Raw genomic sequence first — 19,331 nt, 5'->3', positions numbered from 1 at the left:
GGTCTCTATCGGCCGCCCGTCCCGTGACCTCAAGCCATGGCGCGTCGCCCTATCCGACCAGGACCGGCGGCCGCTCCCCGTCGTCGCAGGTCACGCCGTGAACGCGCACGTCTGCCTGCCCCAGCTTCAGACCCGCCAGATCGAGGATCGGCTGGATCGCCCCGTCCAGCACCGGCCCCAGGGGCGCCAGCAGCGTCCCCAAAGCGGAGACGAGCCCGCCCAATCCCAGTCCCAGTCCGAGCGCCTGAACCTGCACATCCAGGTCGCCGAACAGACTGCCGATCAGTCCCGATCCCAGTCCGCTGGCCGTGACGGTGCGTGGGCTTTGGTCGGCGATCTCGGCTGCGCTGAAGCGGGTATCCCTGAACGCCGGATCGGCCACCTCGACCTCGCCGCTCGCGATCAGGCGGACGAGGCCGGCGACGTTCAGGACCGTGGCGGGCGTCGGCGTCAGGTCCCGGGTGAAATCGTCGAGCTGCGTCTCCGGCACCTGACCCAGGGCCACGGTCGCCAGGCCCGGCCGGACCCCCAGCGTCACCGTGTTCGGCCCGCAGGTGATGGCCTCCAGCCGCGCCTCTGACGCGGCCAGTTCGATAAGCACAGGCAACTCGACCTGCGCCAGACCCGCCAGCTTCTGGCTGGTCCGCGCCCGCACATACAGCCGGGCCTGGGCCGTTCGGATGACCGGCTGGCCGTCTCCGGTCACCGTCAGCCACGGCGAGCGGTTGGGGCGCTCGCCGATGGCCAGGTCGACGACCAGACTGGCCAGGCCGGGCTGGACCCCCAGGTTCAGTTTCACCTGACGATCCCCGCCCGTCTCCAGCATGGCCATGGCCAGGTCCAGCACCGAGACCGAGGCATCCAGCCCCTGGGCCAGGCCCGACCGCGCGTCCGCCTCCAGCCCGAACACGTCACCCAGTCGCACGGTGACGTCAGCCGCCGGATCGATCAGTTTCGCCAGGGCGCTGTCGCCCTGATCGCCCGCCAGCGCCTGCACCACACCCAGGGCGCGGCCCACCTCGATCTCGCGATCGAGCAACTGATCGTACCGCCCCGCCTCGACATCCAGTTCGGTCGCCAGGGCGTCGAAGAACCCGAGCAGAGTGACCTCGGCGTCGGCCAGGCTCTCATAGTCCATGATGCTGAGACCGACCGTGCTGCCGGTCAGGCTGGACAGCAGCTGGTTGGCCAGCCCGCCCTCCAGCCGGGCCAGTCGCGATCCGATCGAGAACATGGCACGCGGTGGCTCGGCCGGTATGGCGGCGACCGCCGTCTTCGTCAGCACCAGATCGGGTCGCCCCAGGATCCACCGCCCGAAATACAGGGGTGCCGACCGGGTCAGGGTCACGCGCGCCGCGTTCGCGGGGGTGTCCCCGGGCCCGAACCGCTCGCGCGCCGCCAGCGTCGTGTCGGGGGTGTAGCGGCCTGTCACCACCTCGGTCGCCGCGTCGTCCAGATTGGCGCGAGCGGTGGCGGTCGCCGCTCGCTCCGCCTGGTCCAGGTTCGCCGCCGCCGCCAGGGCCGCCAGGTCCGCCGCGCCCTGCAGCGCCCGACCCGCCAGCGCCAGTCCGGCCAGATCCACGACGACAGCGGCCAGGGCGCACATCAGGGTTCCCGCCGCCGCCGCCATGGTGGCGACCCCGCCGGCCTCGTCGTGCGCGAAGCGGCGTCCGGGCATCAGAATCCGCCCATCCGGACCACGGCCGATCTCTCGATCCGTTCCGGCGGGGCAGGGATCAGCGCCGCCAGGGCCATGATCGGGTGGTCGGCGGTGTCGAGCGCGACCTCGACCCGGATCGCGTCGCCCCCGGCATTCACCTCGACCTCCAGCCGGTCGGCGTCGAAACCATAGGTGTCGCGAGCCTCCTGCGTGACGAAGGCCTCGGCCAGGGCGCGGCGTTCGATCGGATCGATCCCCGCCACGGCGGCCCGCGCCGCCTCGGTCGCCAGCGACTGCACGCCCTGCGCGAGCCAGAACCAGCCGCCGTACAGCGCCATCCCCATCAGCATCAGGATCAGCAGCGGCCCGACCAGCGCGAACTCGACCGCCACCGAACCGGCGCGGTCCCGTCGAGTTGGCCAAGCGGTGCGTTTAATCTTCATAAGATGAAAGTGGACTTGATCCATCTCAAAAAGATTAATACGTCTCGGTGGACGAGTCGCTCTGCGCCGGGTCCGACGCGGACGAAGTCGGCGATGAGGGGGTGCGTGACGTCCTGTCTGGACGCAGACCATTCACCCGGACGCTGATGGAGCGGTCGGGCTCGTCCGCTCCTGAGGCCGCTCGGCGGGACCTCCGGTGTCCAGACATCTTCTCGACGACAGCGTTACGGCCAGACTCCGACGGTCGTCGCCGGGGTCAGCCGGAGCCTGAAACAACGGCCCAAATCGATGCAGTCAAAAAAACCCGAATTACGCGTCTGCAACAGGTTAATTCGTTGTAAGCTTGTCTTCGATCTATTGACCCATCGCTTCAACAGGCAGAGCCTGTTCTCGTAGATGTCGTCTGTCATCTAACGGCGTCATTCTCCTTGTTCAGGCCCGAGATCGAACTCCGATGCCGCCTCGTCCGGTTGACCTGATCGACGCACGGCTGTTGCATGAGTTGCAGAGGAACAACCGGGCGAGCGTCGGGCATTTGTGCGAAACCGTCGGCCTCACGCTGGCGACCTGTCAAAGGCGACTGAAGAAGCTGCGCGAGAGCGGCCTGATTCAAGGGGAGGTCGCCCTCGTCGATCCCCGTGTAACCGCCCGACCCCTCACCGTCGTGATCGAACTCGCGCTGGACCAGATTGGTGGGGAGCGGCGTATCGCTTTTGAGCGCAAGCTCGCGGTCCAGGCAGAGTTCTCTATGGTCTGGGCTGTTTCAGGCGAGGCCGATTTCGTCTGTATCGGCCATTTCCGCGACATCGAGCACTATCGGGACTTCATGTTGCGTGAGCTGATTGGAAGCGAGCTGGTGAGGCGCCAAACGACATTCGTGGGAATCGAGCGTCTGCGTTTCGAGCTCGCTTTGGAGTTCGCCGTGGCTCCGTGATCGCCGGTCTCTAGACCCTGATCGGCATCAGCGGAATCGCTTCGCGATTCCGCTGATGCCGGGACTCAGGGTCCAGGATCAGACTCTAGGTGCCCGTCGCCCAGATCTGCGGGAGGACGGCCGTCCCGTTCCTCTTGGCCGCGATCGGTCTGGCCGAGCGGATGAGATCATCCAGTCGAAGCGCCAGTCCGTGACCGGCATCGGTCAGGAACAGATGTCGCGAAATGGCTTCGCGGCCGTTCGCCGCCATGAGAAGCCATCCCCGGCCCGGGGGCAGGACCCCCGCGTCTCCCGGCGAGAGCAGGGCGCGTGATGCCCGCGAAGCGGTCGCCGTCGTCGTGACCATGAGGCCCGAGAGCTCCTTGATACGGACGCCCGGGTTCTCGGCCACATAGAGAAAGGCCAGCATCTCGGACACGGTGATGTCCGGCGCAATTCGGCGCAGCAGCACCAGGCCGGCGAGTAGAGTGTTGCGCCGACGGCCGACATCCTCAGTCATCGACGTAGGGTCGCACGACCAACTCCGGCGCAGGCACGCGGGGAACGTTCCTGGGCTTTCGCTGCCGGAAGCCCAGCTCGGCCGCAGGGAAGACGCGTCGCAACAGGTCGTACTCGCTGGCCATGCGCGCCTTCAGCTGCTCTGCGGTGACATAGTCCTCGGCTTCGAGATCGATCGTGATCGTCGCTCGTAACCGGATCGGAGGGCACGCGGCGGCGCTTCGGAGCTTGTGGGACGCCGATGCGTCGAGGGAGTCTGTCATGTTGGGAAGTCGCCCTTTTTCGAGTGTGAAGGATGCCTCAGGCCAACAAACGCTGAAACAAAAATTGGCACCCGATTTTGAACAGGATCGATCATTTTCGACCCTCCCATCGCGATTTTCTCTCAAAATCATCATCTTGTTACATACAGTTTAGGATCAGGACCAGACAGTGTCTAAAGAGGGGCGGTTTTCTATCACGCTCGTAATATAAACAACGAATCCACCAAATGGACGAAGATTGTTCGTATGATCTTTTTGAACCGAACTGAAGTGGACTATTGTCCTGGTCCATTGGGCCGAATGCGTTGCAAATGTGCAAGTCATCTCGTGTTTCTGTGAAACATGTTTCATTTGAAACATGTTTGTAGCTTCCGGTAACTGGTGACATCGGCTGTCTTTAGACGCAGCTCGCGCGACGGGAAACATTGGTATGGCCTACGATGTCGCTGCCTCGCCTGCTGACGCTGGCGTGCCCACGATCCTTGTCGTCGGCGGCGATGACGTAGAGCGCAGGCGCTTTTCTGATGTGTTCGGCGGGAATGGTTTTCTGACGATCCAGGTCGATGGGCCGGAGGCCGCCGACGCGGTCATGGGCCAACAGGCCGTCGATCTTGTGGTGCTGGACGAGCGCAGCTTCGGCGCGCGCGCCTACAGCTTCTGCCGCAGCTCCGCAGTCTCTGGCCGGGCCCCCGTGATCCTCCTGTCCGGAACGTCCGATACGATCAGCCAGATTGTCGCGCTCGAAGTCGGCGCGGACGAGGTGATCGCCGCCGATGTGGATTGCCGGCTTCTGCTGGCCCGGGCCAGGGCGATGCTTCGCCGCTCGCGCGTCCAAGGCCCCGCTCCAAGGCCCCGGGGAGAGGGACGCTGGTCGCTCGACCCGCAAACGCACATCGCAACGGGACCCGACGGGGGTCAGGTCGAGCTTGCGCGGCATCAGGCCCGCTTGATGCAGTTCTTTCTCGATCGACCAGGGACCGTGGTCACCACCACGCTCATCGCCAACGAGGACGCCGCGTTCCGCATGGAGCCCACGGCGTTTCGAACGGCCATATCGAGACTTCGCCGACGGCTGGCACAGATCGACGGTGCCGAGTTCGTTCGCATCGTCCGCGGAAGCGGCTACGTCCACCTCGCTGCGCCACTGCGCGGCGCGGCTGCGAACTAGTCACCCTTCAGCAACATTGACACTGGCCGGCCGCATGAGGACTTACTTCGGCAGGAGGCTATAGCAGGCGCGGCCTCCGGCGGAGGAGTGTCGATTGGCTCGTCGGGTACGCCAGGAAGAAGCCGACGATACGTTCTGGGTCGAGGCGTATGTACCCCTCTCGTTGGGTCTCGCGGCGCGCCGACAGGACATCGTGGACAGGCTTCTCGCGTTTGGCCCCCTGTCGGTGAAGGAGTTGGCCGACCAGCTCGGTGCCCGGCCTTCGGCGCTCTATCATCATATCCGGCTGCTCCTGACAGCCGGCCTCGCTATCGAGGCTGGAACGCGGGTCGTTAATCGAAAACGGGTCCAGCTCTTCGCTGCGCCGGCGCGTGTGGTCCGCCTCAGGATCCAGCCCGGAGATCCATCCAATCGCTCGGCGGTTCAGGCCTTCGTGCGCGTTCTCGGCCGACAGATCGAGCGAGATTTCCGTCTTGGACTCGAGGCGGGCCCGGCCCGGACGGAAGGCCCTCAGCGCACATTGGGACTCAGGCGGGTGTGCGGCAGTCCCGACGCGGCCACCCTGGCCCGGATCAACCGGAAGCTCGACGAAATCGACGCTCTTCTCGTTGACAGCCGGGGACGACCTGAAGCGGGGGTGATCTTTTCGTGGACTCTCGCGCCCCTCGTCGGTGGGTCCGACCCCTCAGGCGACGAACAGGAGCGGCAGGCGGAGTGAGGGCCGGCGCGGCTGGCTTGTCGCACGCGAGGACCGGGAGCCGACCGCCCCTGGCTTGATCGCCCGCCGTCTCATGCTCCGAAACGACGGCGAGCTCGCGCTCCTCTCCCTGGCGCACCGACAGCACGGCCTCCGCACGGATGTCTCCTCCGGCGCGTCCGAGCATCGCGACTTGTGTAACGGTGAGGATGCGATCCCACAAATAACGCTACAATCGAGAGGCATTATACCGCAGTAAAATAACCCATCTCTCAAATAGCCATAATATAAACTAGAGTTAAGCTGAGTAATCAATCGCGATTGTGTATGCATCCGAGGCTGGGTGGCGTTTGCCGCCGACAGCGCCATCAACAGCGTCGTTCCGCGACGCCATGCTGAGGATCAAAGCAATGCGAACGCTCGTTCTCGCTTCCATCGCCCTGATGGCATCGGTCTCCGTGACCCATGCTCAGGACTACCGCATCCGTTTTGGAGATCTCGATCTGTCGACGGCGGAGGGGGTGGCCAGTTTCGACGCGCGCCTGCTACGCCAGGCGCGCGGGGCCTGCACGGTCACAGGCTCGCGACTGCCGAACTCCCGCTGTCTCAGAGCCTTCCACGAAGAAGCTCTGGCTCTTCTGTCAGAGCGCCAGCGCCAGGACTACGCCCGCGTTCGTGGCGAGACCGTCTCGGCCCGAACGGTGACGCCGCCTCGCTCCCAATAGCGCGATCTCGACTATCCTGGGCGCGGCTTTGGCGGGTCTCTCCGCAAATTCGCCCGATCCTTGAAGAGGGCGCTTCTCGCCGGGAAGCGTCCTTTTTCATTGTCCGGGGCCACGGCAGAGGCCGCGCGGCCCTCAAACCATCCCTGGTGCCGGCGTGTTCGCTCGCGCCGCCCGCCTGCGGGCGAGTCGGCGGATGACCGACAACGGGCCTGGCGAGCACGGCCGAGAAAGCAAACGCCGCCCCGGTCCTCAAGGACCGGGGCGGCGCCCGCGTATCAGAGGCGATAAAGCTCTAGAAGCGAGCGTTCAGCCCGACGAAGTAGCGACGACCAAAGAGATCATAGGCGTCGGCCGTGGTGCGGCCGAGATGCCGCGCCGGCTCTTCGTCGAAGGCGTTGACCACGCCGGCCCGAAGGGTCAGGTCGTCACGCACCAGATATCGCACGGTGAAGTCGTGCTGGCTGAACGCCCCCGTCTCGCGGAAATCCGGATCGTAGATGTCCGCGTTGTTCACGAAGTTCCGGGTGCTCAGGATTTCCTGGCTCGACTGCCAGTCCCAGTCCCAGCTGAGCGTGACCCGGGGGTTTGGCGACCAGGCCAGGGTCGACAGGTAACGGACCCGCGACAGGTTCTGGAGGAAGTTGTTCAGGACATACTTGCCTTCGTTCGCGTCGAACTGCGTCGGGTCGTCGATGTTGACGAAGTCGTGCTGTTCCAGCGTCCAGCTGCCCCGCAGATTCCAGTCCAGCCGCCCCAGGTCGCGTCCGAGGACGTTGTCGAGGTCGTGCCGGTAGCGGGCGGAGAAGTCGACACCCTCGGCTGTCAGCTTGGCGTAGTTCAGGGAACTCTGGACAAAGCCGTTGATCAAGAAGGTGGTCGGGTCGCGGAAGATGGTCGCGCAGGCGTTGGAGTTCAGGGCCGTGCCCACGACGCACTGATCGACGGCCTGCTGGGCGTTCACGGTCGCGATCGCGTCGTCTATCTGGATGTTGTAGTGGTCGAGCACCAGCGAGAAGTTCGGAAAGAAGCTCGGGGTCCAGACCACCGAGAAGGTCGATGACTCCGATGTCTCCGCCGCCAGGAACGGGTTGCCCCCGTTGTTGCCCGAAATCCCCCCTGTCCCGTAGACCGGGGTGAAGGAGTTGGGGGCCGTGGCGTTGGCCGGGTTGAAGTTCAGATTGAGTCCGGCGGCCGTGGCCAGGGCCGTGCAGTTCGCGATGCGGTTCGCCTGAACCGTGCTGTCCGCCGTGTTCTGGATGACCGTGATGGAGCAGGGGTCCGTGAAGTTCACGAATGTCTCGCCACCCGGATCGAACAGCTCGCCCAGGTCTGGAACCCGGATCGAGGTGTTCTGGGTCGCGCGGAACAGGAAGTCGTCGACCGGCCGCCAGGAGGCCTGGACCGAATAGGTGTCCTGCAGCCCGATCGTGGAATAGTCGGACGTGCGGTACGATCCGCTGATCTCGGCGGACCGCCCGAGCCACCAGTCCCTGAACAGGGGCAGGCGCAGCTCGACGAAGGCTTCACGGGTCTCATAAGAGACCGGATCGAAGTCCGGGCTGCCGTTGAGGAACAGCAGGCGGCCATTGGTGTCCCGGTCGCGACCGACCCCGCTGGTCGATTCCTTGCGGCTTTCGACACCGATCGCGAAGCCGATGGGGCCGGCGCCCCAGAAGTCCCACAGTTCGCCCGAGGCGAAGGCCAGGAAGTCCTGTTGGCGGTTCTGGTCGCTGACCGTCACGCTGGTGTTGAGATAGGCGAGTGCTTCCTCGGAGATCCCACCCTCGCCGAAGATCCGGATGGGCACGCACTGGCTCGTGGTTTCGCCGCCATAGGAGTAGACGCCTGCTGCGGGCGCGGCGGGCGTGCCCTGGGCCTCGAGCAGCTGCACCCGGCAGACGATCTCGCCAGGTGTGCCGTTGACGATCCCGGCGACATCGACCACGGCGTCGGCCGCCGCCTGGACGCGGAGGTTGTCGGTCCCGACCTCGGTGTTGGTGTTGTTCATCTCGCCGTAGGTGTAGCCGACCTCCCATGTCAGATTACGGATGAAGCCGACGTCACCCGCGTCACCGCGGAAGCCGAAGACGTAACGCTGCAGGTCGCGGTTGTTCAGCTGAGAACGGCTGGTGGGATAGAGTTTGTGCTGGGCGCGCGGGTCCGCCACCGTGCCGGTCGCGACGCCGGCCGAATTGTAGATCGTCCTCACATTGTTCTGGATCGCCGTGCGGACGTTGGCGGGAAGATAGGCGTTGTCCAGGCCGATCACGAAGGCGTTCGACGCCGTCACCGGCCCCATCTGGCCCGGCGGCACCGCGCGGATGTTGAAGTCGAAGAAGGTGCGCTGGCTGGCGTCGAAGGTTTCCTCTTCCGCGTACTTGGCCTCGCCGAACATCTCGACGCGGTCGGACAGGGCCCAGGTGAAGCCCGTCTGGAAACGATAGGCCTCGGATTCAGGCAGTCGGCTCGCGCCGGCCTGGTCGGTGTTGGACTCCTGGCCATTGCCGCCGTTCGACTGGGTCCGGCTGAACCCCGTTCCCTGGCGGATGTCACCGAACACCAGCGGCACCGTCTGGCCTGAACCGTTGTAGACGTAGCTGTTGCCGAGGTTGTTGGCCGGCGCGATGGAGAAACAGCCTGCGGCGAAGGCGGTCGCCGAACAGGTGCCGAACGGAATGTCCGGGTCGCCCGCCGGGCTGGGCTGCACGCCTGTCGCCAGAATGGTGATGCCTCCGAACGGCGTGCCCCGGATGAAGGTCCGCAGATTGTTGACGAGCACTTGGTCGCGAACGCCGTCGTACGGAGCCGAGCTCGGGTCGGCGTCGACGCCCAGCAGCCCCCACCCTTCGCGGAGCCAGTCGAGGTCGCGATCCAGCGTCTCATCGTTCCGCTGATACTCTCCCGTGGCGTAGACGTTCAGGGTGTCGTCGAAGAAGTTACCGCCCCAGAGGACCGACAGACGCTGGCTGGCCTGCCCATCCTGGTTGACCTGGGCGTAGGACGCGTCGACCTCGAGCCCCTCGAAATCATCCTTGAGGACGAAGTTGACGACGCCGGAGACGGCGTCGGCCCCATAGACCGAAGCCGCGCCGCCCGTGATGATCTCCACCGACTCGACCAGCAGCCGCGGGATGGTGTCGATGTCGACGGCGAGGGAGTTGGGCAGGGAGCCGACATGACGTCGGCCATCGACCAGCGTCAGAGTACGGGCGGCACCGAGTCCCCGAAGGTTAAGGAGGGACAGGCCCCCGTCATTGAGCCCGGTCCCTGTCGTATCTTCAGGCACCGTGGAGAACGTCAGGGCCGGCACGTCGGCCAGGTAGTCCACGACGTTCGCCTCGCCGGAGTTGTCGAGCTCTTCCCGTGTCAGCTGGATGAGAGGCGTCGGCGCGTTGGTGGCGCTGCGACGGATGCGTGAGCCGGTGACGACGATGTCGTCGACAACCGCGTCTTCCGCTTCCTGAGGCGGCTCCTGGGCCTTCGCGGGCGCGGCGATCGCGACTGTCGCGATCGACAGCCCGGTGATGATGGTGGTCGCGAGTAGCCGAGTGCGGGTCAAGGGTCGGGTCATGCGTGCGTAGTCCTGTCGATGCGAGCCGGCCGGCCTGCCCGCGGAACTCCGGCGTGCAGACAGCACCGGACCCTCCCAGGCGAAAGCCGACCCTCCCCGACGTCGAAAAAGTCAACGTCGTTCCGACGAAAACGCTACTCATACAATCGACACCAAGCCAGCTTAGTGAAAGGTTTTGTATATTTCAATACAGACTTCGTCGCAGTTTTGACACAACATATGAAATTACATAGGTGCAAATTGAGATTATATACACATTTTAGACTGAAGCGTAACATTTGTGACTGCGGAGCGTCCGACTTGTGCGCGCGGCCAGGCCAGAACCTGGCAGGCGAGGTCGGAGCGCCTCGCCGGATCGCGCCGACCCCAGGACAACGCCCAGTTCCAAGACGGCGATGCTCAGCGGCTTGAACGGATGGCACAGGGACCGGGCGACACGGCGAAAACGGCTCTGTCTGCTCGTCGCCGCGTTCGCAAACGTTTGCGAAATTGTTTGCCGCGTGTAGGCTGACCTCAGCGAAGAAACCAAAGAGGCCTCGATGACGAGCCCAGCCGGCGCCAGCGCGCGCACCATCCGGTGGCTGACCTATGCCATGTTTCTGATGTTCGCGATGACGACCGACTCGGTCGGCGTGATCATCCCGCGGCTGATCGAGGATTATGACCTGGGCCTGACCGCCGCCGGGGCTTTCCATTACGCGACCATGGCCGGCATCGCCCTGGCGGGCCTCGGGCTCGGATTTCTCGCCGATCGGCTTGGGCGCAAGACGGCGCTGCTTCTCGGATTGGGCAGCTTCGGGGCCGCGTCGCTGGGGTTCCTGGCGGGCGACGCCTTCATGGCGTTCGTCGTTCTTCTGTTCGTCTCGGGTCTGGCCATCGGCGTCTTCAAGACGGCCGCCATCGCCCTGATCGGCGACATCTCTGCCACCACGCGCGAGCACACCACCACCATGAACTTGGTCGAGGGCTTCTTCGGCGTGGGGGCCATCATCGGCCCCGCGATCGTCACCCTTCTGCTGGCCGAGGGCCTGTCGTGGAAGGGTGTCTATGTGCTGGCCGGCGCGATGAGCCTGGTGCTGGTCCTCGGCGCGACGCTGGTCCGCTACCCCCAGCCCACGCGCCTCGAGACGCCGCCGCGGATGAGCGCGGCCCTGGGCCTCATGCGCGACCCCTACGTCATGGGCTTCAGCACCGCGGCCATGCTCTACGTCGGCGTCGAGACCGCCATCTACGTCTGGATGCCAACCTTCCTGCAGGGCTACGACGGATCATGGACCCTGCTGGCCGCCTATGCCCTGTCGGCCTTCTTCGTGTTGCGGGCGGCGGGGCGGTTCCTGGGAGCCTGGCTCCTGTCCCGGCTTCGCTGGACGTGGGTTCTCGCGGTCTGCACCGTCCTGATCCTTGTGTGCTTCCTCGGAGCGCTCATCGGCGGACGGGACGCCGCAGTGTGGCTCCTGCCGGCTTCGGGCCTGTTCATGTCCGTGATCTATCCGACGGTGAACTCCAAGGGCGTCAGCGCCTATCCCCGCAGCGAGCATGGGGCCGTGGCCGGGGTGATCCTGTTCTTCACCGCCGTCAGCGCGGTAGTCGCCCCCCTCGCCATGGGGGCGGTCAGCGATCTGTTCGGCGGTCCGCTGTACGGCTTTATTCTGGCCACGGTCCTGGCGGCGCTTCTGGCCGTAGGCGCCGTGCTGAACGCCCTGTTCGACCCGGCTGGACCCCGTCTCGCCGCCGCCGAGATCGCGCCGATCACCGACACCGGGGGAGCTCCGCTCGACGGTCCGGCGTGATCGGCCCTTGTCAGGCGACGTTCGACGCGTAAGCAGTCGCCTCATGACCACGACATCACGGAGCGGGAGCGCGGCCACGGACGCGGGCGGATCACGTCCTGGCGGAATCCGGGAGCTCGCGCGGGTGGCGGGGGTGTCGATCACGACCGTGTCGCGCGCCCTGGCCGACCACCCCGGCATCGCGCTGAAGACCCGCGAGCGGATTCAACAGCTGGCGCGCGAGACCGGCTACCGGGCCAATCCGCTCGCGAGCAGCCTCAGGTCGAAGAAGAGCCGGACGGTCTCGGTGGTCATCGCGCTCGATCACGACACCCGCCAGCACGTCTCGGATCCGTTCTTCATCAGCATGGTGGGGGGTGTCACCGACGCCTTGTTCGAACGAGGTTACGAGCTCTTGCTGTCGCGGGCGGATCGGCGGGCTCCGGACTGGCCGCTGGACATGCTCTCGACGGGCCGTTCGGACGGACTGATCCTGATCGGCCAGAGTTACAATCACGAGACCCTCAACCGCGCCGCCGAAGCCGGGGCGCCCATGGTCGTCTGGGGGGCGGCCCTGCCGGACAGCCACTATCCAACGGTCGGATCCGACAACGAGGGCGGCGGCTATCTGGCCACGCGCCATCTGATCGCCTCGGGGCGTCGCCGGCTCGCCTTCCTCGGCGACCCCGACCTGCCGGAGGTGGCGGCGCGGAGAGCCGGATTTCAGCGGGCCCTGGGGGAAGCCGGGCTCGATCCGGCGGCGGCGCGCTATGCGGCCGTCCATTTCGAGCCCCTTCAGGCGCGGGATGAGGTCGCGGCCCTGCTGGCCGGTGGTCTGAACGCCGACGGCATTGTCGCCTCGTCCGACGTCATGGCGATGAGCGCCATCGCCGCCCTCAGCGACGCCGGGCGACGGGTGTCCGAGGATGTGGCGGTGACCGGCTTCGACGATGTGCCTTCGGCGGCCTACACGACCCCCAGCCTGACCACCGTCCGCCAGGACGTCGCGGCCGGCGCTGAGCGCCTGGTCGACCTGCTGATGCGACAGCTCGGCGGAGAAGCGGTGACGTCGGTAGAACTTCCCACGCATCTCGTGGTGCGCCGATCCGCGCCGTGACGCTTTCTCGCAAACGATTGTTGCAAACGTTTGCGAGCCGTGTCTAGTCTCCCTTCGAGAGCCCGCGAGAGGCTCCGCTCAACAGGGAATGAAACCATGCCTCGGACGGTATCCGTGAGCGCGCTCGCGCTCCTCGCCTCGCTGGCGACCACCCACGCCCAAGCCCAGACCGCGCCGGCACCGGTCCCCACTCAGGATCAGCAGGCCACCGCGCTCGACGAGATCGTCGTCACCGGCGTGGCCGGCTCCAGCACCACCCTGCGGTCCTCCGTCTCGGTGACCACGCTGAATACCGAGGCGGTCGAGGACCTCGCCGTGCGATCCACAGCGGAAATCTTCCGCACCATTCCAGGCATCCGTTCGGAGTCCTCGGGCGGAGAGGGCAACGCCAACATCGCGGTGCGCGGCATCCCGATCTCGACCGGCGGGGCCAAGTTCCTGCAGATCCAGGAGGACGGCCTGCCGGTCCTGGAGTTCGGCGACATCGCCTTCGGCAACGCCGACATCTTCACTCGCTACGACGCGACCATCGCCCGGGTCCAGGCGGTGCGCGGCGGCTCGGCCTCGACGCTCGCTTCCAACTCGCCGGGCGGCATCATCAACCTGATCACCGAGACCGGCCGCGCCCAGGGCGGCAGCCTGGCCCTGACGCGGGGGCTGGATTTCGACACCACCCGCGGCGACTTCCAGGTCGGCGGCCCGATCGGCGAAGGACTCTACGGCAGCATCGGCGGCTTCTACCGCACCGGCGAGGGGGCCCGTGACGCAGGCTATACCGCCGAGGAAGGTGGGCAGATCCGTGCGTCGATCACCCGGGAGTTCGAGACCGGCTATGTTCGGCTCACCGGAAAATATCTGAACGACAAGGCCATCGGCTACCTGCCTTCCCCCATCCGGGTCACGGGCACCAACGGTGACCCCGACTGGGGACCGCTGCCGGGCTATGACGCGTCCGATCAGACCCTTCACTCGGCCCTGTTCCGGCGCGCGGTGGGGCTGGACGGCAGCAACGGGCCCCGGGTCTCGGAACTTGAGGACGGCATGAACCCCGAAGTGCTGCAGGGTGGGCTGGAGGCCCGCTTCGACCTCGGGAGCGGCTGGGCCCTGGAGAACCGCTTCCGCATCGCCGACGCCAGCGGCGGTTTCGTCTCGCCCTTCACCGCCGGGGTGGCGAGCGGCGCGGCGACCGCGACCCAGATCGGCGGTGCAGGAGCCACCGCGCGTTACGCCAATGGGCCCAACGCGGGACAGTCGTTCCCGGCCGACGCCAACGGCAACGGGCTGGTCGCGCAGGTCGTTCTGTTCGACGTCGACATCAACGACTTCGGCAACATGGCCAATGACCTGCGACTGACCCGGGACTTCGACGTGGGTGGCGGGATCCTTTCAGCCACCTTCGGCTACTACCGCGCCAGCCAGTCGATCGACATGGACTGGCTGTGGAACGCCTATCTGCTGGAAGTGAGGGGCGACAACGCCGCCCTGATCGACGTCTTCAACGCGGGCGGCGTGCCCCAGACCCAGCTCGGTCAGGTAGCCTTTGGCGCCTCGTTCTTCGGCAACTGCTGTCGCCGCTCCTACGACGTCGATTATGACATCGACGCGCCTTATGCCGCGTTGAACTGGGAGGCGGGGAACCTGATCCTGGACGCCAGTCTTCGCTACGACAGCGGCTCGGCCTCCGGCAGCTACGCCGACGGCATCGTCACCACCCGCGACATTTCTGGCGACGGCGTCATCCAGGCTCCGGAGCGTCAGGTCTCGGTCATCGACTTCGCCAACATCCGCCCGGTCGATTACGAATGGGACTATGTCTCCTGGTCGATTGGGGCCAACTACCGGATCAACGACGACGTCGCGGTGTTCGGACGCGCCAGCCGGGGTGGTCGGGCTAACGCCGACCGCCTCCTGTTCAGCCCCTCGATCACTCCCTCCGGCGACATCCTGGACGACGATGCCGCCGTGGACATGGTCGAGCAGTATGAGCTCGGCGTCCGCTACCGAGGCCCGGTCCAGCTCTTCGCGACGGCCTTCTTCGCCACCACCGAAGAGACCAACTTCGAGGCCACCAGCCAGACCTTCACCGACGCCGAATACGAGGCGCGCGGCATCGAGATCGAGGCTTTCTGGAACCATGGCGACTTCGACTTCACCGGCGGCCTGACCTGGACCGACGCCGAGATCGTCAGGGACGCGCTCAATCCCGCGAACGTCGGCAACACGCCGCGCCGCCAGGCGGACTGGGTCTATCAGGCCACGGGCGCCTACAGCTTCGGACCCCTGCGGATCGGCGCCAACCTGATCGGCACGACCGACAGCTTCGCCGGATTCAACAACGGCCTCGTCCTGCCGGGCTATGTGATCGTCAATCCCTTCGTCAGCTACGACCTGACCGACGACCTCAGCGTGGCCCTGAATGTGAACAACGTCTTCGACGAGTTCGCCGTCACCGAAAGCGAGGAGGGCTCGATCATCGATAACGCGACCAATGTCGTCCGTGCCCGAACCCTCAACGGCCGCACGGCGACGGTGGCGCTGCGCTACCGCTTCTGAAGACTCGACCCCCGACTGCTCCCGACGTCCCCAGGCGTCGGGATCTTCTTTTCTCCATCATTCGGACAACGCCTTGATCCAGCCCGTCGGCTCCGCGATGTCGGACGATCATTCCTTCGTCGGCGGTGCGCCCGCGCTCGCGCTGGCCCGCCAGCGACTGCGCGGCGACCTCGCTTCGCTCTATGGCGCGGCGCGCGCCGGCGCGCTTGCGGAGGCATTGATCCGGATCGCAGGCGCAGCGGCGTCCGCCCGGCCCGCGCCTCTGCGGGCGCTCGACCAGTCGCGGGCGGCGGATCCTGCCTGGTTCCTCAGCCAGCGCCAGCTTGGATACTGCGCCTACGTCGATCGCTTCTGCGGAACGCTCGCGAATCTACCGGGGCGGGCCGACTGGCTGGCGGACCTGGGGGTCACCTATCTGCACCTGTTGCCGCTGCTGAAGATGCGCGCGGGCGACAACGACGGCGGTTTCGCGGTCTCCGACTTCGGCGCGGTCGATCCCCGGTTCGGCGGCCCGGGCGATCTGGCACGGGCCGCCGACAGCCTGAGGGCGCGCGGGATCAGTCTGTGCCTCGATCTCGTTCTCAACCATGTGGCGGACGACCATCCGTGGGCGCAGGCGGCGCGAGCCGGTGACGCGCACCATCGCGGCTTCTTCCATGTGCTGCCCGACGACGAGGCCGTCACCCGGGCCGAACGGACGCTCGCCGAAGTCTTCCCTGCCAGCGCTCCGGGCAATTTCACCTGGTCGCCGGATCTCGGAGGCTGGGTGTGGACGACCTTCTATCCCTTCCAGTGGGATCTCAACTGGTCCAACCCGGATGTGCTTGTCGCCGTCGCCGAGGCCCTGCTCGATCTGGCCAACCAGGGCGTGGAATCCTTCCGGCTCGATTCCGTGCCCTATCTGTGGAAGCGGATCGGCACGGCCTGCAAGGACCTGCCCGAGACCCACGCCGTGCTCGGCGTCCTCAGGACCGTCGCTGACCTGGCCTGCCCCGGGGTCCTGCTGAAGGCCGAGGCCGTCACGGCGACACGCCACATGAGCCGCTATCTGGGATCCGAAGCCAGGCCCGAAGCGCATTTGGCCTATCACAACAGCCTCATGGTGGCGCTCTGGACCTCGCTGGCCGAGGAGACCGCCGAGGCCGTGACCGACGTGATCGCCAGGACCCCAGCCGCGCCCGAGGCGACCACCTGGGCGCTCTACGCCCGCTGTCATGACGACATCGGCTGGCATCTTCTGATCACGGACGATGGCCCGGCCGCGCGGCCCCGCGCCGAAGCCCTGAGCGCCTTCTACGGCGGCGGGGACAGCGACTTCGCCCGCGGCGTGACCTTCCAGGCCGGCAGCGGCGCGCTCGCCACCTGTGGCATGTCCGCGTCCCTTGCGGGGCTAGAGGCCGCAGAGATTTCTGGCGACGCCGGCGCGCTTGCTGCCGCGATCGCCCGCATCCGCCTGATCCATGCGCTCGTTCTTCTGCTTCCGGGACTGCCCATCCTCTACATGGGCGACGAGATCGGGCTGCTGAACGATCCCGACTGGCGAAGCCGGGATCGCTTCGCCGAGGACGAACGGGGTCTCAACCGCCCCTTCATGGACTGGAGCCGGGCCGCGACCCCGGTCGGAGACCGGGTTCTGGCGACGTTGCGAAGCCTCGTGTCGCTCCGGCGAGAGAACGAGGCCTTCCGGGCGGACGCCGGCTGTGAGATCGTTCCGTCCGGGGACGCCCGCGTCCTGCGGGTGCGGCGGGGAACCCGGCTGGACCGGGTCGATCTGCTGTTCAACCTTTCCAGCGAGCCCGTGGTCGTGATGATCGCCGATCTAGCAGACCCGCAGCTTGACCTGGTGTCGGGCGACACGGCCGAGCCCCGGTTCGTTCTGGAGCCCTGGGCCGTCGTGGCGCTTGTGGACTCTCGGCCGTGAGCCGGCTGTGGGGCGGAATCGACGCCGGGGGCACGGGCTTCAAATGCCTGATCGCGACCGGACCCGACCAGATCGTCGCCGAGAGCGCGGTGCCGACCACCTCGCCCGAGGAGACGCTCGCGGCCGTGCGCTCCGTCTTCGAGCGCTGCGGACCGAGCCGGTTGGCGGGCATCGGTGTCGCCTGCTTCGGTCCAGTCGATGTGCGCGAAGGGTCGCCCGGGCACGGCCGCATCCTGACGACGCCCAAGCCCGGCTGGAGCGGCGTCGACGTGCTGGGCGCGCTTCGTCCGCTCGGCGTTCCTCTTGTGATCGACACTGATGTCAACGCGGCGGCGCGGGCCGAACGGGTCTGGGGCGCCGGTCGCGGGGTGACCGTGGTCGCCTATCTGACCGTCGGAACCGGCATCGGCCTCGGCTTCGCCGGGGGCCCGCAGGGGTTGATGCACGCCGAGGCGGGACACATTCTCCCGCGTCGGCACCCTCAGGACGATTTCGCCGGCGTCTGTCCCTTTCATGGAGACTGCATCGAAGGTCTCGCCTCGGGCCCGGCCATGCGCGCGCGTTGGGGCGCTCCGGCCGAAACACTGGAGGCGTCGCACCGCGCCTGGGAGATCGAGAGCTGGTATCTGGCCCAGGCGGTCGCCTCGGCGCTGCTGGTCGGCGCGGCTGATCGCGTTGTGATCGGCGGCGGAGTCGGAACGAGCCCCGGCTTGGTGGAGCGCGTGCGCCGGGACGTCGCGAGACTCATCGGCGACTACAGAGCCGTACTGGAACCGCGGGGCGGGTTGGATGTCGTCGTGGCGAGCGCAGGCCTCGGACGTCGGGCGGGTGTCCTCGGAGCGATTCGCACCGCGCAGGAGGTGCTGCCACCGATGCGCGCCACCCCTGCCTGACGGCAGGCAAGCTTCAACCGTGACGGCGCCGAGGTCAGCGAAGGGCTGATCCGCAACGGGCGGTGCCGACGGTGACGAGTTCACCCCGTTGCCGGAGGAGCCGGCACTGCCGGCGCTTCCAACGTCGTGACCTCCTGGTTGACCGTCGATCATGCGCTTGTCCGTGAACGAGCAGGACGAGATCATCGCTGATCCAGATATTCGCAAGAACGCTGAGGCGAAACGGTGTGAACTTCCGGTCGCCGACGACCTGGCAGTCGCCTTGCAAGGTCAGCGACCGCAACCTGATGATCAAGGGAGACGTTGACGCCTGCGCGCCTGGACGGCGAGGGCATCGATCAGCGGACGCTTATTGACGTCCCGAACCATAGTGCTCCAGCACACTTGCGCCGGTACAACAGCCTGTTTCCCGGCGCGATGGCCACTACACGGGTAGGCTTACAACGGGTCGCTCCTGTTCTCCCGGTCCCACGGCCATCGACCTTCGATTTCGGTTTCGAGCGAGACACTGAGGAACGTGCGGATCAGGACGATCAATCCGAGCACGCTCACGTCGGGACTGAACATCTAGAGGCGCTCGACAGGACCATCGCCGATCTGGAGCAGGCGCGGGCGGGCTTAAGGCGGCTGGCCGGAGCCCGCGCCTCAAAGGACACCGGGCCATGCCCGATCATCGAGACCTTCCAGGGTGAGGCCGCCTGAGGTTCAGGCCCCGTTGTGGCGACCGAAGACGGTCGCCTCGCCCGCGCGATTGATCAGCAGGGTGACATAGGGCTGGCGGCCCGCCGCCTCCATGCCGGGCGATCCGGCAGGCATACCGGGCGTGGCCAGAGCCACCCCCGTCGGCCGCTCGCGCAGCAGGCGCTCGACGTCGTCGGCGGGCACATGGCCCTCGATCGCATAGGTGCCGGCCACGGCGGTGTGGCAGCCGGCATAGCGGTCCGGCACGCCGTAGCGGGCCCGGATCGGGGCCAGGTCCTCGCGCTCGACCACCTCGACGGTCCAGCCGGCCGCGCGCATGTGCGCCACCCAGCCGTCGCAGCAGCCGCACCACGGCGTCTTGTAGGCCGTCATCCGCCGATCCTGCGCGAACGCCGGGCAGGCAGTGATCGCCGCGGC

At 66.6% G+C, this 19,331-nt stretch carries 16 protein-coding genes; 10 read left to right on the top strand and 6 right to left on the bottom strand.

The window, feature by feature from the left end; genetic code table 11:
* Window positions 1-49: 49 nt before the first annotated feature.
* Together ABN401_RS14760 and ABN401_RS14755 are read right to left on the bottom strand one after the other, a co-directional pair.
* Window positions 50-1,678, bottom strand: a complete 1,629-nt coding sequence (locus tag ABN401_RS14760; protein WP_349685629.1) for a TadG family pilus assembly protein — start codon at window positions 1,676-1,678, stop codon at window positions 50-52.
* The gene (locus ABN401_RS14755) at window positions 1,678-2,052 is read right to left on the bottom strand and encodes a TadE family protein (RefSeq protein ID WP_349685628.1); all 375 of its coding nucleotides are present in this window, start codon (window positions 2,050-2,052) and stop codon (window positions 1,678-1,680) included. The genes ABN401_RS14760 and ABN401_RS14755 overlap by 1 nt, the downstream gene beginning before the upstream one ends.
* A 505-nt stretch (window positions 2,053-2,557) precedes the next feature.
* On the opposite strand from ABN401_RS14755, the gene ABN401_RS14750 reads away from it, so the two are divergent.
* Window positions 2,558-3,037, top strand: coding sequence for an Lrp/AsnC family transcriptional regulator (locus ABN401_RS14750; protein ID WP_349685627.1), 480 nt, complete (start codon window positions 2,558-2,560; stop codon window positions 3,035-3,037).
* A gap of 85 nt (window positions 3,038-3,122) precedes the next feature.
* On the opposite strand, the gene ABN401_RS14745 is transcribed toward ABN401_RS14750, so the two are convergent.
* Window positions 3,123-3,536, bottom strand: a complete 414-nt coding sequence (locus ABN401_RS14745; RefSeq protein WP_349685626.1) for a MarR family transcriptional regulator — start codon at window positions 3,534-3,536, stop codon at window positions 3,123-3,125.
* Window positions 3,529-3,798, bottom strand: coding sequence for a hypothetical protein (locus ABN401_RS14740; protein WP_349685625.1), 270 nt, complete (start codon window positions 3,796-3,798; stop codon window positions 3,529-3,531). The genes ABN401_RS14745 and ABN401_RS14740 overlap by 8 nt, the downstream gene beginning before the upstream one ends.
* A 469-nt stretch (window positions 3,799-4,267) precedes the next feature.
* Here ABN401_RS14740 and ABN401_RS14735 point away from each other — a divergent pair, with 469 nt between their 5' ends.
* From ABN401_RS14735 to ABN401_RS14725, 3 genes are all read left to right on the top strand, one after another.
* Window positions 4,268-4,966 carry a response regulator transcription factor gene (locus ABN401_RS14735; RefSeq protein WP_349685624.1) on the top strand — a complete coding sequence of 233 codons (699 nt, stop codon included), beginning with the start codon at window positions 4,268-4,270 and terminating at the stop codon, window positions 4,964-4,966.
* A gap of 94 nt (window positions 4,967-5,060) precedes the next feature.
* Complete coding sequence (locus ABN401_RS14730) at window positions 5,061-5,684, top strand: helix-turn-helix domain-containing protein (protein WP_349685623.1); 624 nt, start codon at window positions 5,061-5,063, stop codon at window positions 5,682-5,684.
* A gap of 389 nt (window positions 5,685-6,073) precedes the next feature.
* Entirely contained in the window at window positions 6,074-6,388 is a 315-nt protein-coding gene (locus ABN401_RS14725) for a UrcA family protein (RefSeq protein ID WP_349685622.1), read from the top strand.
* 292 nt (window positions 6,389-6,680) lie between these two features.
* Here ABN401_RS14725 and ABN401_RS14720 read toward each other — a convergent pair whose 3' ends face one another.
* Window positions 6,681-9,959, bottom strand: a complete 3,279-nt coding sequence (locus ABN401_RS14720) for a TonB-dependent receptor domain-containing protein (protein ID WP_349685621.1) — start codon at window positions 9,957-9,959, stop codon at window positions 6,681-6,683.
* Between the two features lie 539 nt (window positions 9,960-10,498).
* Between ABN401_RS14720 and ABN401_RS14715 the strand changes: the two genes are divergently transcribed.
* From ABN401_RS14715 to ABN401_RS16380, 6 genes are all read left to right on the top strand, one after another.
* Complete coding sequence (locus ABN401_RS14715; protein WP_349685620.1) at window positions 10,499-11,749, top strand: MFS transporter; 1,251 nt, start codon at window positions 10,499-10,501, stop codon at window positions 11,747-11,749.
* A 43-nt stretch (window positions 11,750-11,792) separates the two neighbouring features.
* Complete coding sequence (locus ABN401_RS14710; RefSeq protein WP_349685619.1) at window positions 11,793-12,845, top strand: LacI family DNA-binding transcriptional regulator; 1,053 nt, start codon at window positions 11,793-11,795, stop codon at window positions 12,843-12,845.
* A 114-nt stretch (window positions 12,846-12,959) separates the two neighbouring features.
* Window positions 12,960-15,398 (top strand): TonB-dependent receptor domain-containing protein, encoded by a 2,439-nt coding sequence (locus ABN401_RS14705; protein ID WP_349685618.1) that lies wholly within the window; start codon window positions 12,960-12,962, stop codon window positions 15,396-15,398.
* A 73-nt stretch (window positions 15,399-15,471) separates the two neighbouring features.
* On the top strand, window positions 15,472-17,319 hold the full coding sequence (locus ABN401_RS14700; protein WP_349685617.1) for an alpha-amylase family glycosyl hydrolase: 1,848 nt from the start codon (window positions 15,472-15,474) through the stop codon (window positions 17,317-17,319).
* Window positions 17,316-18,212 (top strand): ROK family protein, encoded by an 897-nt coding sequence (locus ABN401_RS14695; RefSeq protein ID WP_349685616.1) that lies wholly within the window; start codon window positions 17,316-17,318, stop codon window positions 18,210-18,212. Before ABN401_RS14700 ends, ABN401_RS14695 begins: the two co-directional genes overlap by 4 nt.
* 303 nt (window positions 18,213-18,515) lie before the next feature.
* Window positions 18,516-18,914, top strand: coding sequence for a MerR family transcriptional regulator (locus tag ABN401_RS16380; RefSeq protein WP_432763569.1), 399 nt, complete (start codon window positions 18,516-18,518; stop codon window positions 18,912-18,914).
* A 3-nt stretch (window positions 18,915-18,917) separates the two neighbouring features.
* Here ABN401_RS16380 and ABN401_RS14685 read toward each other — a convergent pair whose 3' ends face one another.
* Window positions 18,918-19,286, bottom strand: a complete 369-nt coding sequence (locus tag ABN401_RS14685; protein WP_349685614.1) for a DUF411 domain-containing protein — start codon at window positions 19,284-19,286, stop codon at window positions 18,918-18,920.
* Between the last annotated feature and the right edge of the window lie 45 nt (window positions 19,287-19,331).

Origin of the sequence: Brevundimonas aurifodinae (assembly GCF_040195595.1) — a bacterium.
Taxonomy (GTDB): Bacteria; Pseudomonadota; Alphaproteobacteria; order Caulobacterales; family Caulobacteraceae; genus Brevundimonas; species Brevundimonas aurifodinae.
The sequence above is the reverse complement of the archived record's forward strand: the minus strand, read 5'-3'. Positions and strand labels throughout refer to the sequence as shown.